At 40.4% G+C, this 16,359-nt stretch carries 15 protein-coding genes; 3 read left to right on the plus strand and 12 right to left on the minus strand.

Translation table 11 applies throughout. The annotated features are described in order from the left end of the window. Positions 1-132: 132 nt before the first annotated feature. From ilvD to ACYP5M_RS06215, 7 genes are all read right to left on the minus strand, one after another. Positions 133-1,803 carry a dihydroxy-acid dehydratase gene (gene ilvD / locus ACYP5M_RS06185; RefSeq protein WP_034311212.1) on the minus strand — a complete coding sequence of 557 codons (1,671 nt, stop codon included), beginning with the start codon at positions 1,801-1,803 and terminating at the stop codon, positions 133-135. A gap of 301 nt (positions 1,804-2,104) precedes the next feature. Then, the gene (locus tag ACYP5M_RS06190) at positions 2,105-3,241 is read right to left on the minus strand and encodes a conserved virulence factor C family protein (protein ID WP_434167189.1); all 1,137 of its coding nucleotides are present in this window, start codon (positions 3,239-3,241) and stop codon (positions 2,105-2,107) included. Between the two features lie 130 nt (positions 3,242-3,371). Beyond that, positions 3,372-5,249, minus strand: a complete 1,878-nt coding sequence (locus tag ACYP5M_RS06195; RefSeq protein WP_452445264.1) for an ABC-F family ATP-binding cassette domain-containing protein — start codon at positions 5,247-5,249, stop codon at positions 3,372-3,374. After that, positions 5,246-5,890, minus strand: coding sequence for an HD domain-containing protein (locus ACYP5M_RS06200; RefSeq protein ID WP_459734787.1), 645 nt, complete (start codon positions 5,888-5,890; stop codon positions 5,246-5,248). Before ACYP5M_RS06200 ends, ACYP5M_RS06195 begins: the two co-directional genes overlap by 4 nt. A gap of 53 nt (positions 5,891-5,943) precedes the next feature. Next, the gene (locus ACYP5M_RS06205) at positions 5,944-6,789 is read right to left on the minus strand and encodes a DegV family protein (protein ID WP_101225299.1); all 846 of its coding nucleotides are present in this window, start codon (positions 6,787-6,789) and stop codon (positions 5,944-5,946) included. 139 nt (positions 6,790-6,928) lie between these two features. After that, positions 6,929-7,405: a glutathione peroxidase gene (locus tag ACYP5M_RS06210; protein ID WP_101225300.1), complete on the minus strand. Its 477-nt coding sequence runs from the start codon at positions 7,403-7,405 to the stop codon at positions 6,929-6,931. Positions 7,406-7,483: 78 nt separating this feature from the next. Continuing rightward, the gene (locus ACYP5M_RS06215) at positions 7,484-8,017 is read right to left on the minus strand and encodes a hypothetical protein (RefSeq protein ID WP_101225301.1); all 534 of its coding nucleotides are present in this window, start codon (positions 8,015-8,017) and stop codon (positions 7,484-7,486) included. Positions 8,018-8,185: 168 nt separating this feature from the next. Between ACYP5M_RS06215 and metA the strand changes: the two genes are divergently transcribed. After that, entirely contained in the window at positions 8,186-9,094 is a 909-nt protein-coding gene (gene metA, locus ACYP5M_RS06220) for a homoserine O-acetyltransferase MetA (protein WP_101225302.1), read from the plus strand. A 107-nt stretch (positions 9,095-9,201) separates the two neighbouring features. Here the strand turns inward: metA and ACYP5M_RS06225 are convergent, their stop codons facing one another. The 4 genes from ACYP5M_RS06225 to ACYP5M_RS06240 form a co-directional block, all read right to left on the minus strand. Beyond that, positions 9,202-9,897: an AIM24 family protein gene (locus ACYP5M_RS06225; protein ID WP_452445265.1), complete on the minus strand. Its 696-nt coding sequence runs from the start codon at positions 9,895-9,897 to the stop codon at positions 9,202-9,204. Next, a complete protein-coding gene (locus tag ACYP5M_RS06230) occupies positions 9,897-10,592 on the minus strand; it encodes a class I SAM-dependent methyltransferase (protein WP_452445266.1) in 696 nt (231 codons plus the stop codon). Before ACYP5M_RS06230 ends, ACYP5M_RS06225 begins: the two co-directional genes overlap by 1 nt. 140 nt (positions 10,593-10,732) lie before the next feature. Continuing rightward, complete coding sequence (mntR, locus tag ACYP5M_RS06235) at positions 10,733-11,161, minus strand: transcriptional regulator MntR (protein ID WP_048687667.1); 429 nt, start codon at positions 11,159-11,161, stop codon at positions 10,733-10,735. Positions 11,162-11,263: 102 nt separating this feature from the next. Then, complete coding sequence (locus ACYP5M_RS06240) at positions 11,264-13,435, minus strand: DNA topoisomerase III (RefSeq protein ID WP_452445267.1); 2,172 nt, start codon at positions 13,433-13,435, stop codon at positions 11,264-11,266. Between the two features lie 407 nt (positions 13,436-13,842). Between ACYP5M_RS06240 and ACYP5M_RS06245 the strand changes: the two genes are divergently transcribed. Then, positions 13,843-14,196, plus strand: coding sequence for a ParB N-terminal domain-containing protein (locus tag ACYP5M_RS06245; protein ID WP_452445268.1), 354 nt, complete (start codon positions 13,843-13,845; stop codon positions 14,194-14,196). A 564-nt stretch (positions 14,197-14,760) separates the two neighbouring features. Here the strand turns inward: ACYP5M_RS06245 and ACYP5M_RS06250 are convergent. Beyond that, a complete protein-coding gene (locus tag ACYP5M_RS06250; protein ID WP_434167195.1) occupies positions 14,761-15,087 on the minus strand; it encodes a winged helix-turn-helix transcriptional regulator in 327 nt (108 codons plus the stop codon). 249 nt (positions 15,088-15,336) lie between these two features. Here ACYP5M_RS06250 and ACYP5M_RS06255 point away from each other — a divergent pair, with 249 nt between their 5' ends. Beyond that, positions 15,337-16,347 (plus strand): LLM class flavin-dependent oxidoreductase, encoded by a 1,011-nt coding sequence (locus ACYP5M_RS06255; RefSeq protein WP_459734788.1) that lies wholly within the window; start codon positions 15,337-15,339, stop codon positions 16,345-16,347. Positions 16,348-16,359 lie beyond the last annotated feature (12 nt).

Below are 16,359 nucleotides of genomic sequence, written 5' to 3' on the forward strand. Positions count from 1 at the left end.
ATCATACTATATTGTTAAGTGAATATGCAAAAATGACGCTTAAAGCTTTGTAAAATTCATTGTTTCCCACAAAGAAACATGGTGACAGAATCCACTTTCATTCTGCCACCATGTTTTAGTCTTCCTTTTAACTTAAACTTTCATCACTCCGCCTGAGCTGGCATTCGTTACAAGTTTGGAATAACGTGCTAAATAGCCTGTTCTGACTTTTGACTCGAAGCCTTTCCAATTCGCTTTGCGTTTTTCGAATTCTTCATCGGAAATTTCCAATTGGATTTTGCGATTATTCAAATCCAATTCGATGATATCACCATCTTCAACAAAGGCAATTGGGCCTCCCTCAGCTGCTTCAGGGGATATATGACCAATGCTGATGCCTCGAGATGCACCGGAAAAGCGGCCATCAGTGATCAAACCGACTTTCGCTCCAAGTCCCCTCCCGACGATTTGGGAAGTTGGTGCCAACATTTCCGGCATACCCGGCCCACCTTTAGGCCCTTCGTAACGAATGACCACTACATCCCCTTCTTTAACCTTTCCGGTAATGATCCCGGAAAGTGCATCTTCCTGGGAATCGAAACAAATGGCAGGACCCCTGTGGTAGCCACCAACTGATGCGTCAACCGCCCCCACTTTTACGATGGAGCCTTGAGGAGCAAGGTTACCGAACAATACAGCAAGCCCGCCACGCTCAGAATGCGGATTATCCAATGGATGGATTACATCCTTGTCCAATATTTCACAACCGGCAACATTTTCGCGGAGCGTTTTACCTGAGACAGAAAGGCAATCTCCATTAAAGGCACCTGGTTTTTTGAGTAACTCATTAATGACGGCACTTACACCACCGGCATTATGTACATCTTCAATATGATAATCGGATGCCGGTGCGATTTTCGCTAGATGCGGTACGCGGTTAGCTATTTCATTTATGCGTTCCATCGGATATTCAAAACCTGCTTCATGTGCCAATGCAAGTGTATGAAGAACGGTGTTGGTCGAACCGCCCATCGCCATATCCAAGGCAAATGCATTATCAATTGCATCAATCGTTACGATATCACGAGGCTTGATATCCTGTTTGATTATCTCCATCAACTGTTTAGCGGATTTCTTAACGAATTCCTTACGTTCCTCAGCTACCGCCAAAATCGTACCATTTCCCGGAAGTGCAAGTCCCAATCCTTCAGCCAGGCAGTTCATGGAGTTTGCTGTGAACATTCCTGAACAAGAACCGCAAGTAGGGCATGCAACCTGCTCGATTTCCTGCAAATCCTCTTCATTGATATTACCTGCTTGATAAGCACCCACCCCTTCAAAAACGGATGTTAATGAAAGAGATTTACCATTTTTATCTTTACCTGCTTTCATGGGTCCGCCGCTTACGAATATTGTAGGAATATTGACACGAAGTGCTCCCATCATCATTCCCGGCGTTATCTTGTCACAGTTTGGAATGCAGACCATACCGTCAAACCAATGTGCCGATACAACAGTTTCTACGGAATCTGCGATGATTTCACGGCTTGGCAAAGAATAGCGCATACCAATATGACCCATCGCAATTCCATCGTCTACCCCGATCGTATTAAATTCGAAAGGAACACCGCCCGCTTCGCGAATCGCTTCCTTCACTATTTTTCCGAATTCCTGAAGGTGGACATGACCTGGAACGATATCGATATATGAATTACAAACCGCGATGAACGGTTTACCGAAATCTTCTTCTTTAACACCTGCTGCCCGCAGCAGACTTCTATGTGGAGCTCGATCGACCCCTTTTGTAATCATGTCACTTCTCATATTTGATGTAGACATTTGTTGTACCCCCAATTTCCACTAAATGTTTAATGATTCAATATAATATAATTTTTAGTATACTCTAAAAATTCTAACATATTTACATACAAATGCAACCATTCAACACTAAATATCTACAAAAATCATTTTACTAAAATAATAGAGATCAATTTATATAATAGAAACTAATGTTTTGGGATTAGACGTGAGGGGAACTTATGTCAAACGACTGGAAACGACCCTCAAAAATAAAAAGGCATGCGGATTAAATCATCCGCATGCCTTTTGCCTGGGTTATTCCAAATCACTTGTCATTCGCTTGTCTTGATTCTGTCATTTGCTTCCAAACCGAACCTTTTGCTTCTTCCCCATTTTCTATACGGTCAATGGCCATCTTGACCTGAAGGGCCACTTCGAATTCAGGATCCTGTTCCGCTTGCTTAAGATAAGGGAGGGTCGTTTCATTTCCCACTTCGTATAAAAACATCGCCGCCCTCCATCTAACCAATTTATTTTTATCCGAAAGTGATTGAGACATTTCTCCCATCGCTTCTTCGAAGCCAAGATCTGATAAACAATCACCAGCCGTTCGTCTTACGGCCGCACTTTTATCTTTCAATGCTTTATACAAGCTCGGGAGCACTTTTCTATCCTCGATCATACCCAAGTATACGACCGCGAGCCTTCGAATGGAGACCTTACTGTCGGAGAGTGCCATGTCCAATACAGGTATATCATCAACCGTTGGATCTTCCATTTGTTCTAAAGCCTGATAACGCTTTTCCCAGCTTTCGTCATTCAGCATTTCTGCAGTCAGTTTAATTTTTGGTCGTTTCAAAAATGCTTCCTTCGTATCCACCATTTCATTTGCAGCGGCTACTAGCCGATTAATTCGTTCTTCCGGATAAGCTGCAATCAGCTCATCCGATACTTCCTTCACGATATCTTCCATATCACCATATCTTACGCCATAATCCTTCCATTTTCGAAGCAGGACTACATTGTCATCTTCTTTTTGGGCAGCGGCAATGCCCTTTATGAAATAATCCGGTAAGGCAAAACGTTTTTCATGTTGGCTATCGCTTGCTTTAATTTGCATCGGAATGCCCTTGAATTGTTGAATGGCAACAGTTACTTCTCCGTAATGTTCATTTAGCGTTGTTTGTTGATTTTGTTCTTCGGTTTTTTCCCCGAAAACCTGACGGATTTGGACCAAGATATCTTTCCAATCATATTTCGCATTTCGCTCAACGGCTAAAAAGTCCGCAACATGATATACCCCTTTCACTCCCTCGATCGTAAATAAATCTTTGATCAGCTGGGGTGCCTGGTCAGCTTGATCTTTCTTATAATTATTGCTCTTACCAGCTAATAGCTCTTCAGTTAAATTGATTTTCATTGTATTCGGACTTGGTGTAGGTTCTATCGACTTAATTTTCAATGCATTTCTCTCCTTTTACAAGACGTTTCCATGTACTAGATATTATCACATCGGCAACAGATTCTCATGCAATTGAGATTGGCAAAAAAAAGACCGATCCAAGTTTGCTCCCTTGGACCAGTCTCCATACTCATTCCTCTTCCAATTTTTCCGCTAAATACGTCCATCTTTCCATCAAATGCTCTAATTTATCCGTTAGTTCCTTTTCTTCTTCAAGCAGCAGGCGTACTTTTTCAAAATCGCTTCCCGCCGCTGACATTTCTGATGTTATGTCTTTCAGGCGCAGCTCGGCCCGTTCCATGTTCCCTTCGATTCCTTCCCATTCCTTACTTTCCGCATAGGTCAGTTTTTTCTTTTTCTTTTCGGTCCGGTTCATCTGAGGTTCCGGTGCTTTTACCGGCACGGTCTCTTCCGTTTTTTCTTCCAAGAACTCTGAATAATTGCCGTAATAGAAATCAATATCACCTTTATTCTTGAAAACAAGGAGCTGATGGCACGTCTTATCCAGGAAATACCTATCATGTGATACGGTAATGACTACACCTGAAAACGTTTCTAAATAATCCTCCAGAACGGTCAAGGTTTGCGTGTCCAAATCATTCGTCGGTTCATCCAAAAGCAGGACATTAGGTGCCGACATCAATATGTTAAGGAGATATAAACGCCTTTTCTCCCCTCCTGACAGCTTGCGGATTGGCGTTCCATGCGATCCCATTGGAAACAAGAACCTTTCAAGCATCTGCGCAGCCGATATGAAACTGCCATCTTTAAGGGCAATGGAATCCGCCGTTTCACGAATATACTCTATCATGCGCAAATTCTCATCCATATCGACGCTTTCTTGAGTATAGTATCCTATTTTCACGGTTTGCCCTTTTTCCATGTTACCTTCATCTATGGATTCCCGACCGGCCAGGATATTTAACAAGGTTGACTTTCCACTGCCATTATTACCGACGATCCCAATCCGATCACCCGGTTTGAAGAGGAAGGAGAAATGGTTGATGATGGTTCGATCACCGAAGGATTTTGAAACATCCTGCATCTCAAGCACCTTTTTCCCAAGACGGGCACCGCTTAATTCCATTTCCAGGTTCTCTGTTTTCTGCTTATCCTTTACACCTGATTCCAATGTTTCGAAGCGTTGGATCCTGGCCTTTTGTTTCGTTGTACGGGCCTTGGCTCCTTTACGGATCCAGGCCAGTTCCTTTTTGAATAGACTTTCCTTTTTCGTTCTTTCAGCTGACTCGTTCTCTTCACGAATGGCCTTTGATTCTAAATAATCCGCATAGTTTCCTTTGTATTCAAAAAGCTGCGTTTGGGCAATTTCCCAAATCTTATTGGACACACGATCAAGGAAATATCGATCATGGGTTACAAATAAAACGGACTTTTGATATTTCCCCATATATTCTTCAAGCCAAGTGATGCTTTCGAAATCGAGATGGTTGGTAGGCTCATCCAAAATCAGTAAATCAGGGGTCTCAATCAAGGTTTTTGCCAGGGCCGCACGTTTTTTTTGGCCACCTGACAGTTCCCCCAATTTCCTTGAGTGATCAGGAAGTCCAAGCTTGGTCAGTATCGTTCTGGCATTGGCACTTGTATCCCAGGCGCCAAGCGTGTCCATATCCTGCTGTTGCTTTAACAAACGGTCCTGTACTGCGCCATTCTGCGGATCTACCTGGAGTTGAACGAGTGTCTTTTCATATTCTTTAATCAACGAAAATACAGGAGTTGAACTTTCATACATATATTCCATGATCGTCAATTCCTCATCGAAATGAGGGTCTTGGGATAGATAGGAAATCGTGTAATCATTCGGGTGATCTTTCTTTCCTAAATCACTGTCTTCCAATCCTGCGATAATATTCAATAATGTCGATTTACCGGTGCCGTTTATTCCAACGATCCCGATTTTCTCCCCTTCGGTTATGGAAAAAGAGACATCTTTAAAAAGCAGCTTTTCCCCTTGGGTTTTCATTACATTTTCCATGCTAAAAACTTTCATAATCGTACATCCCATTCCTTATTAAATTCATCCAAAAATCCAATCATATATTCATGCCTTTCACTTGCAATCTTCTTGGCTGTACAAGTATTGAGCATATCTTGCAAACGCAATAACTTTTCATGAAAGTGATGAATGGAAGAGCTTTTGCCATTCCTGTATTCCTTCTTGGTCATGTTTTCCCTTATGGGCAATGAAGGATCATACATAAGTTGTCCCTTTTTTCCGCCAAATGCAAATGTCCTGGCTATGCCAATGGCACCAATTGCATCCAAGCGGTCCGCATCCTGAACAATTTCAGCCTCGATCGAGGGAAGCTTCATCTGCCCTGCACTATATGAAATTGTATTGATGATCTGTTTGATGGCATCCATACTATCATTATCCAACTTTATTTCATCGAACCAAGAATCAAGCTTTTTCCAGCCTCCATCGGCTTCCTGGTTTAATTTATCATCCGAGATATCATGAAGCAGGGCCGCCAATTCAATGATGAACTCATTTCCTTTTCGTTCTTCTTTTGCAATATGTAAAGCCAGCTTACGTACACGATCGATATGGAACCAATCATGGCCGCTGGCATCAGAATTCAATTGGTCATATACATACTTCTCCGTTAATTCAATCATCGTTTGTTTCATTTCACCACTCCATGTCCTATCTATTTTACCATGGTTCTCAATAATGGTGTGCTTTAATCTTCATTGAACCAACTGATTCCAATCGTCTGTTCACCGGTATGCACCCCGATGGCACTGCCAAGTGGGGATACATGGGTCAACACATGAGGAAATTCTTCGGAAATCATCTTTCTCCATCTCTGTGCCTGCTCCGACATTGCTCCATATAATATGGTGCATTCTTTTACATTTCCTGCTTCGACTGATCTGCGAAAATCAGTGAAGATCTGTTTTTCCGCTTTTTTAAGGTTCCGGGGCTTAGATTTAGTATGAAGCACACCGTTTTCGATTGAAATGATGGGTTTAAAGCTTAACAGGCTTCCTAGAATATACTGTGCGTTTGTTAGTCTGCCGCTGCGGTGCAGCTGATCTAAAGAACCTATTAATACATAAGTTTCATGGTTATCCGCATACATTCTCGTTTTGACGAAGGCCTCATTGATGGAATCGCCATTATTAATATGATGCATGAGCCGTTTCAAGATTAATAGCATCGGAAAGGAAATAAGTAAAGTATCAAAAACGTCAACGGGGATTGTAACCATTTGTGCAGCTTGCCTGCTCGCGGAAACGGTGCCGCTCAATTCACTTGAAAGGTGTACGGCTATGATTCGATCATAGCGTTTTTCAAGCTCCTTATATAACTCATGGAATCTGCCGACCGACGGCTGTGACGTAGTGGCGGTGATTTTATCCTCACTCATCCGACGGTATAATTCCTCAGGTAATAGGTCGACGCCATCTTCATATTCCTTCCCATCGATGATGACGACCATCGGAACGACGTATACATGTTCATTCAATGATAATTCTTCGTCTAAAGTTCCCGTACTGTCTGTTACCCATGCAATTCGTTCCATGTTTTCCCCCCTCATTTGTGTCTTCTATTATATTCAACATCCCAACCATCTGTCCCCTTTTAAAACCGGATGCATGCATTAAATTTCTAACCTAAAAAAAAGAACCCAACAGAAGCTTCCGTTGGACTCGAATCATTTCTCATAATAATTTTTTTATATCCTCTTCCATTTCCAGAGGTTTTGTTTTAGGCGCATACCGGCTGACGATATTTCCATCTCGGTCAATCAAGAACTTTGTAAAATTCCATTTTATCGATTTGGATCCCATCACTCCGGGAGCATTTTCAGTCAGATAGCTGAATAAGGGATGGGCTTCCTTTCCATTAACATTCACTTTGGCAAACATCGGGAAAGTTACACCATGATTCAATTTGCAGTATGAATCGATTTCCAGATCATCACCAGGCTCCTGATTCAAAAACTGATTACACGGAAAACCAAGTACGACAATCCCATCCTCTTTATATTGTACATACAGGCTTTGCAAATCATCATACTGTGGCGAAAAACCGCATTTGCTTGCGGTATTCACTATGATCATCACTTTCCCTCTATATTCCTCAAGCGAGATGGTTTCGCCATTAATTTTATTGACTTCAAATTCGTAAATGGACATATATGATCTCTCCCTTTAGTATGATGATTCATTTTACCGTATTTAAAGGTACGTTTACCAACTTTTATCCTTTGCCTATCATCCTGGAATCTTCACTGCTTGGATGGATTGAATCAAATACTCTACCATGTCTTCCAAATCATCCATTTGCTCTTCTTTTACCAGTCTTCCAAATGATACTTTATATATAGATGAAGTAACGGGTTGCATTTTTTTACTGACCGTATCGCTGGTCGTCACTGTAATGATTCTTTGATCTCCCCAAATTTTTTCCAGGTCGTTCAACAATTGTTCAGCATTAACCTCATCAAGCTTTTTGGGAAAAGAAATGAAAATATTGACCGTGCAGCCCGTATGCGTATCATCAATATCGGCATCGAGTAACTCCGAACTTAGGTTCTTGAGAGAAGCGTGTAACTCGATGGCACCGCTAATCGAAATGGGCGCCATTGTTTTTTTCAATCCCATCTCAATCTTATATGATCTGGACATGGTCGAGAGATTCACTATATCATCACGGTTTATGACCAATATATCCCCAATGAAGTCACGATCGTAAACCGCTCCTTCCAATACCACTTTCATGTTCTCAAATGCTGTAGGATCAAACAATCTCCAAACACCTCTCCAACTTATAAGTTTATGTATTCATGATCTTCCCATTTTACCATTTCCGGGCCATTTCCTTCGGGATTTACAAGAAATTATTAAAATAGCTTTTCTATTCAATAATTTTCTATATAATTAAAATATTATGATTTTTGAAGAAGGAGGCTAATCATGCCAATCAGAATTCCAGAACAACTGCCAGCAAGAGAAATTTTAGAACAGGAAAATATCTTCGTTATGGATGAGGAAAGAGCTACCAATCAGGAAATCCGTCCATTGAATATATTAATATTAAACCTAATGCCAGAGAAAGAAAAAACGGAGGCCCAGTTACTGCGCTTTCTTGGCAATACTCCCATTCAAGTAAATATATCATTCCTGCGCTTGAGCACACATGAATCAAAAAACACAAGTAAATTTCATTTAGATCAATTTTACAAATCATTTAATGAAATTCGCACGAAGAAATATGACGGCTTGATCATTACAGGTGCTCCAGTAGAAAAGCTGGAATTTTCAGACGTCAATTATTGGGAAGAACTGCAGAATATCATGAACTGGTCAAGCGAAAATGTCACATCCACCCTACATATCTGTTGGGGGGCACAAGCTGCCCTGTACCATCATTATGGAATAGGCAAATACGAACTTCCAGAGAAATGCTTCGGCGTATACACCCATGAGGTCCTTGAACCGAATGAAAATCTAGTCCGCGGATTCGATGATTATTTTATGGCCCCTCATTCACGCCATACGGATATTGACTATCAAAAATTAGTTAACCATCCTGAATTGAAGGTTCTCGCACAGTCCGATCAAGCTGGTGTATTGATCGCTGCTTCGATTGACGGAAAAAGAATTATGGTTACCGGCCATTTCGAGTATGATGCCGATACCCTAGGTGAAGAATACAGGCGCGATAGAGAGCGTGGGATCAATACGCAACTCCCTGAAAATTACTTTCCTGATAACGATCCGACCAAGGTACCTCTCCACCGCTGGAAGAGCCATTGCAGCTTGATGTTCTCTAATTGGCTGAACTATTATGTCTATCAATCTACCCCTTATGAGTGGGATTGAAAGGGTAAGAAAAAAGAAGCTTTCACTTTTAAGTGAATCGTTTTCTTGGGAAGCCACTTCGGATTATCATGGGAAACAACCTGAGTTTCTGACTCAGGTTGTTTGTTTCATGATTCCTTATTACCGAAGTACACCTCTTCAAAAGGTTGGACGACCACAAATCCTTGACCTTCGAATTTCATTTGAACGGATTCGCCGCTTCCCCTCCCAAAAAACGACTTCAATGAAACATCCGTTACGAATTCAGGCTGCAATTCCCCTGACCAAGCTACTGTGGCATTCGGGTCCGTATAGACCGGATTCCCAGGTTCCACCATTAAAGTAAGCGGCTCATAATGAGAAGTGAATGCGACCATGCCTCTCCCCTCGAGCCTTACGTTGAACAATCCCCCTGCCAATAACCCGGCAATGCGCCGCATCATTTTTATATCCCATGAAATCCCCGGCTCAAATGCAAGTAAGTCATTTCCGTTAACACAGATCGATTCACCATTTAACTGTAAAATAGAAATCTTCTTCCCTTGATCGGCGATGTATAGCTTGCCGCTTCCGGTCGCTTTCATCAAGGATGCCCCCTCACCAGTCAAAGCTTTTTTAAAGAGTTTACCAAGACCATGCTCCAAGATGCCTTCCCGCTCGAATTTAACATGACCTCGATAAGAAACCATCGTCCCCATTTTTGCCCAGATCTGCTTTTCCAAATTAATCTCCAGGATTCGTTCCGTTTCAAGTTCGAATAATCCTTGCCCTTTATCCTGCTGCTTCGTCTTTTCAACGAATTGATCGATTTGATACTTCTCCATCACTGCCCCACCTCTTTTTGCAGGAGAAACAGCCACATGAACGATACAGCTTGCTTTAATTCCTTTGAAAAATGTCCCAGCTTTGCATAGTCCACCCCTCTCTTTGCAACGCCGGTATCAGCTACTGCCTTCCATCCCGTTTCTAAAGCCATTTTTTCAAATTCCCAAGGCTGCATTGTATTCATGATGACTTGGTCCCCTAATAACCGTTGAAAACTGAATTTTTTTCGTGGTTCAGCTGTTGGACCAAGTATTCCAAAACAGACATAACCTCCAGGCTTTATTACCCGTTGGATTTCCTTCATCACCGTTAATGGTTCACCCGTATATTCCAAAGAATTAATGACCATTGCTGCATCCATTTCTTCATCTTTGAATGGAAGATTATAAAAATCTCCTTGCAGGAAAGAAAGTCCTGGTTGTTGAGCGGTTTTTCCCTTTGCAAATTCAATCATCACATTGGATAAATCAACTCCGGTTACTTTAAATCCCGCTTCGGCCAATTTAAAGGAACCAACTCCATCTCCACAGCCTATGTCAGCCACCTTCACTCCCGAAGGTACAAATTCAGAAAAGAAAGGAATAATGTTTTTCCGGCTCCCAGTTTCCCACATTTCTTGCGAATTCTTCACCCACATAGGTGCAAAAACATCCCATTCCTTTTTCGACTCTTCATGCCATGTATGTAAATTCATCTGAAATTCATCCTCCCATATACCCCCTAATTCCCGACCGGGGCTTCCCTATAGCTATTCTGCTCTTAATTCAAAAATCCTCCTTTAAAACGTCACCCCTAGCGATTTTCAAATACATAAAAAAAACTGCCAGCGGCAGCTTATTTTGAATTTTCTTCATTTCTTTTTTGTATCTTACGTAAATCCTCGACACGGTCAGGAGATTCTTCAAAGAATTCAACCAGGTCTCCAATCCTATCGATGGCATTCCAACTAAGGTGGTGTTCAATCCCCTCTACATCTTGATAAATATTTTCTTCCTTGACCCCAATCAACCTTAGCATCTGTTCTAAAAGTTCATGACGGTATACGAGCCTTTTACCAACTTTTTTCCCATTTGCGGTTAAAACGAGACCCCGGTACTTTTCATATATCAAATATTTTTCCTGATCCAGTTTTTGTACCATTTTTGTAACAGAAGATGGGTGGACGGAAAGATTTTCGGCAATATCGGAAACTCTTGCATATCCTTTTTCTTCAATAAGTAAATAAATTTGTTCTATGTAATCCTCCATGCTCGGTGTAGGCATTCGGAATCCTCCCATTCAAACGCATATCTAAAAATTTTACTATATAAACGGCCCCGAAACAAGAAGATATAAGTCTCAGGGCGCCTTTAATGATGCTTCTTCTCAAGTTTGCTTGATGTTTTGTTCTGTTGGGAATGTAAAACTGATCTTCTTTTCAGCATCGGACCACGATAGAATGGCATCAAAGGTTTTTTCCCCTTTTTTAAAACCGCTTATCAGATCCGTTTCACCGCTCGCCAACAGCTTTTTTATATTTGCTTGACTGATTTTCTTATTAAGGATTTTTTTGGAGATGGTGAAGTTACACTTTGTTTTTTGATAACTTACACATCCATAGAATTCCCCTTTATCGACAATCTTAGAACCGCATAGTTTACAGCTGCCCACAGATGCCGAGCTTCTTTTTTTAGAGCCGCTCCGTTGAATCGACTCGGTATCCAGCCCTTGAAAATCCCATTTTTCCGATGATTCCACGGCATCACTGATGATTTTTGCTGACATCTTTTTAACAGCTTCCATAAATCCGCCGGCTGAAGCCTTTCCTTCACCGATTTCCCTCAAACGCTGTTCCCATTTGGCTGTCATTTCAGGTGAAGCCAGGATTTTCTCCCCGATGGCAGTAATCAGCACTTTCCCTTTATCTGTCGCAAAAACCTGATTTTTTTTGACATTGATGTATTTACGGTCTTTGAGCATGGTAATGATGCCAGCCCGAGTTGCTTCGGTTCCGAGACCCTCGGTTTTCATCAGAACTTTTTCTAACTCTTCATTATCCAGATGCTTTCCGGCTGTTTTCATCAAAGTGATCAGCTGACCTTCTGTATAGCGCTTAGGAGGTTGGGTTTTTCCTTCTTTCACCTTTATATTGGCGACCTTTCCAGTATCCCCTTTGGAAACGGACGGCAAAATGATATCATCATCCTTGTCATCTTGGAAAATCACTTTGCGCCATCCCTCTTGAATCTGCTGTTTGCCTTTAGAAATGAATTCCGCACGCTTATCGACAAGCGTTTTAATGGTGGTGTAATCGAAAATCGCTTTTTCATAATGAGCCGCAATCAACCGGCGTACCACCAAGTCATAAATATTCCGTTCTTCGGCGGAAAGCCGCTTCGGGTCGGTTACCTGCTCTGTCGGGATAATTGCATAGTGATCAGTCACTTTTTTTTCATTTACAAACCTTTTATTATTCATGATGTTCGGTTGTGGCAAAGGAAACAGGGATTCATATTCTGAAAATCCGCTTAGTTTTTGCAAGATATCGGGAAATGTTTCGGCTTCCCCTTCCGTTACATAATTGGAATCTGAACGTGGATAAGAAACGATTCCTTTTTGATATAAACTTTGTACTATATCAAGCGTCTGTTTCGGTGAATATTTATAAATCTTGTTCACTGTAGCTTGCAATGACGATAGATTAAATAACAAAGGCGGCTGAAATTCTTTCCTTTCAGTATCCATTTCAGCTATTTCAGCTTCCTTACCCTTGCAAAAGGCGGCAATTTTATCAGCCATTTCTTTTGTCTTTATTCTCGGATCATTGTTCTGCTGCCATTTTCCCTGATATTTCTTTCCATCCATCTTGAAGTCAGCGAACACTTCCCAGAACGGCTCAGACTTGAATTGCTCAATTTCCATTTCCCGCTTCACTATCAAAGCAAGAGTCGGTGTCTGAACCCTTCCAGCTGAAAACACATCCGAAACGCCCCTTTGTTTCAATAAAATACTATACGCTCTAGACGCATTCATTCCCACAACCCAGTCCGCACAAGCTCTCGTATACGCTTCATAATAGAGCGGCCTGGTTTTTTCCTCGCTCTTCAAATTTTGGAATCCCTCATAAATCGCTTTTGGGGTCAAAGAGGAAATCCATAAACGTTTCATCGGTTTATTGACATTGCATAGATTAACGATATTGCGTACAATCAATTCTCCTTCACGCCCGGCATCACCTGCATGAATGATTTCATCGACTTCCGGTTTCCTAAGTAAGGTCTTCACAACATTGAATTGCTTTGCCTTTTGTCGGGTCACTTCATATTGAAATTTCTCAGGAATCATCGGCAACGTTTCCATCGACCATTTTTTCCATTTTGAATGATAGGTTTCCGGTGAAACAAGTTGACATAAATGCCCGACAGCCCAAGTTACATAAGCTCCATCGGGAAAAAGTTCATTCGGCATGATTTCTATATAGCCTTGCTGTTTCTTCGTTTTAAATTGAGCTGCTAGCGTTGAACCTTGATCTGGTTTCTCCGCAATGATTAGCTTCATGATCATCTTCACCTAATCCGTTACAAAATATCTTTCCCCTATCATTATACCTTAATTATCACAATCGGCTAGATATGACTTCGTTTTTACTGAACTGATAGTAGAAAGCATGAAATGATTGCTTATCTTCGGTGAAGAGGATTTCAGGGAGATGAAAAAGTCCGCCTAAATATTGGAAGGTCAATAGGTAAAAACTTCGAATTTGGGTGAATCGGAGTATATACAAAAGAAACTAGTGCGATTTTAAATGTGCCCTTCCAAGCTTTTCACTGTTTAGATGAAGATGAAGAAATTAAATTTTTTGATATTATTAATACAAAAGCTAAAGGTATAGGTACTTCGTTAAGTAGATTTTTAAAAGAACTAAAGAAAAGCATATTACTTTACAAAATGTATATAACTTTCTTTTGTTATTAATTAAAAATACAAAGATAGCCGAATTACCTAAGGAAAAAATACTTAATATAACTCTTACTTATTTTAATTGTATTAAAGAGTTGTTACCTGTTGAATGGAGTGATTATAAGCAATATAGACTAACTCATATAGTCTGTTTAAATGCTTTTGCTATAGCCGGCAATAAAATTATCCCTTCAAATTATAATTTTGTTTCCAACCAGTTAAACATTAAAGAAGTAAATAAAAGAATGAGCAGTATAAAGATATTTGATTGGTCTAGTGAAGGAACATTGAAATATCTAAAAGGTGCTAGTGGATCTAAACTCTTAGCTGAAGACATTCTTGCATCTGTAGAAAAATAATACTTGAATTCCCCATTTTCAAATATTAAAATGGCCGAAAAATCAAATTGATTTTCGGCCATTCTTATTTCTTATTCTTTGGAGAGAACTTTCCAACTCAGTTCATGTATGTATTGTGCTAAAGCATCTGTTAAAAAAGAACCAACAGTAGCTTTGAAGTAAAGATTAATCAAAAGGTCCTCCTGAACCCTCATATTAGCGTAAATAAATACAATCCATTTTGAAAAGAGATTGATCAAAAAGGGTTCTTTTCTAGTGATTTAGTATAAAATTTTTAAAAAATAGTTTGATTATTTTTTAGTGATCATTATAGAACTAACGCACCCTATAGTTTAAGTAGAAACCTTCACATTCTCTTATGTGTATCAAAAAAAGGATGGAACCAATGCGATCCCATCCTAAAAATCTTTATTGTTTGTGTTTCTTTTCCTCTTGTTGTTAACGCCCCTGTTAGCTTAATAAATAATGAATAACAAAATATGAGAAACGAATCCCCTAATAGTAACGCTAATCGTGTTTAGCGACTATCAAAAAACAAGTATATCAAGTAATTATCGAATGGGTTTAATCCTTCAAATTCTCTTCCCCCCAATCATACATTGCCTCTATAATTGGAGAAAATTTTGATCCTAAATCTGTTAATGAATACTCTACTCTTGGCGGAACTACTTTGAATACTTCACGATGGATTAATTTATCCTGCTCCAGTTCCCTCAACTGTTTTGTCAACATGGCCTCAGTAATCTCCGGAAAACATCGACGGATCTCTCCAAAACGTCTAGGCTCCTCTGAAAGATACCATAGTAGTAAGAGTTTCCATTTTCCTCCTAACATTTGTTGAACTTTTGCTAAAGCACAGTCAGGTGTACGGAACTTAGTATTTTTAGTCATATTTCTCCTCCTAAATAGCCAATTGAAATCTCATTACTATCAAAAAACATAGTACCTATTAAAAATAATAGTACTTGTTATTATCACTTGTAAGTAATAAGGTAATAGTACCACATTTGCTGTGGTTTTAAAATAAGTTGTTTCATGATGGAGGAATGGAAATTGAAGGGCTCAACTTTACGTGAGCATTTAGGAGTACCTTATCAATATGGACGTGAAAACAATCAATAGAAAGGATGTAGGCAGAACATGGTTCAACGTTTATCTATATTGGATATGGCTCCAGTCGATCTAGAAACATCAGCCAAACAAGCTTTAATAAATTCGGTTAAACTAGCGAGTAAAGCGGATGAACTAGGTTACGAACGCTTTTGGGTCACGGAGCATCATAATATTTCCTCCGTAGCCAGCGCTTCGCCCGAACTTTTAATCGGTCAAATAGCTGCGAATACGCAGCGCATACGGGTTGGTTCAGGTGGCGTCATGCTTCCCAATCATTCTCCGTTGAAAGTAGCTGAGAACTTCAAACTACTGGAGACGTTTTACCCAGACCGCATTGATTTGGGTGTGGGCCGTGCACCTGGAACTGACAGTAAAACTGCGCTTGCCTTACGTCGCTCTATGAATGCATTAAACGCAGATGATTTACAGGGATTGCTTCGTGAATTAAGAGGATATGACCATCCTTCAGAGTCGTTGTCTGATGATTCAATTGCCCAGATAATTGCGATGCCACAAGACGCACCACTTCCGCCAATCTGGATTCTAGGGTCAAGCCCTTATAGTGCCCAACTTGCTGCAATTGAAGCAGCCAACTACTCTTTTGCATATCATTTTAATCCGGCAGGGGCAAAAGAAGCCATCTCATTGTATCGTAAGCTTTATCAAGCAAATCATGGCGTGTCAGCACCAGATGTTATATTAGGTGTTTCAGTAATCAGCGGAGAGACGGAGAAAGAAGTGGAATATCAAAAAAAAATCCTAAGTTTAAAATTTTTACAAAGCTTAGGGCACTTCAACGGTTTCGATCCACTGAAGGCACATGAGATACGGTTTTCTGAAACGCATCATCAAGCTGCACAATCGTTTTTATCTACTATTGTGATAGGTACATGGAGTGAATTGAAGCATAAATTGGATATTCTAGCGGATACTCTAGGTGTCCAAGAACTCATCGTTTCAACTGGACAAGAAGGCTTTGATACGCGATTAAAATTATATGAGAAACTTGCTGAGCTCTATCATTTACAACGAAACTAAAAATAGACCATG

It is taken from the genome of Peribacillus sp. N1, from assembly GCF_054600815.1.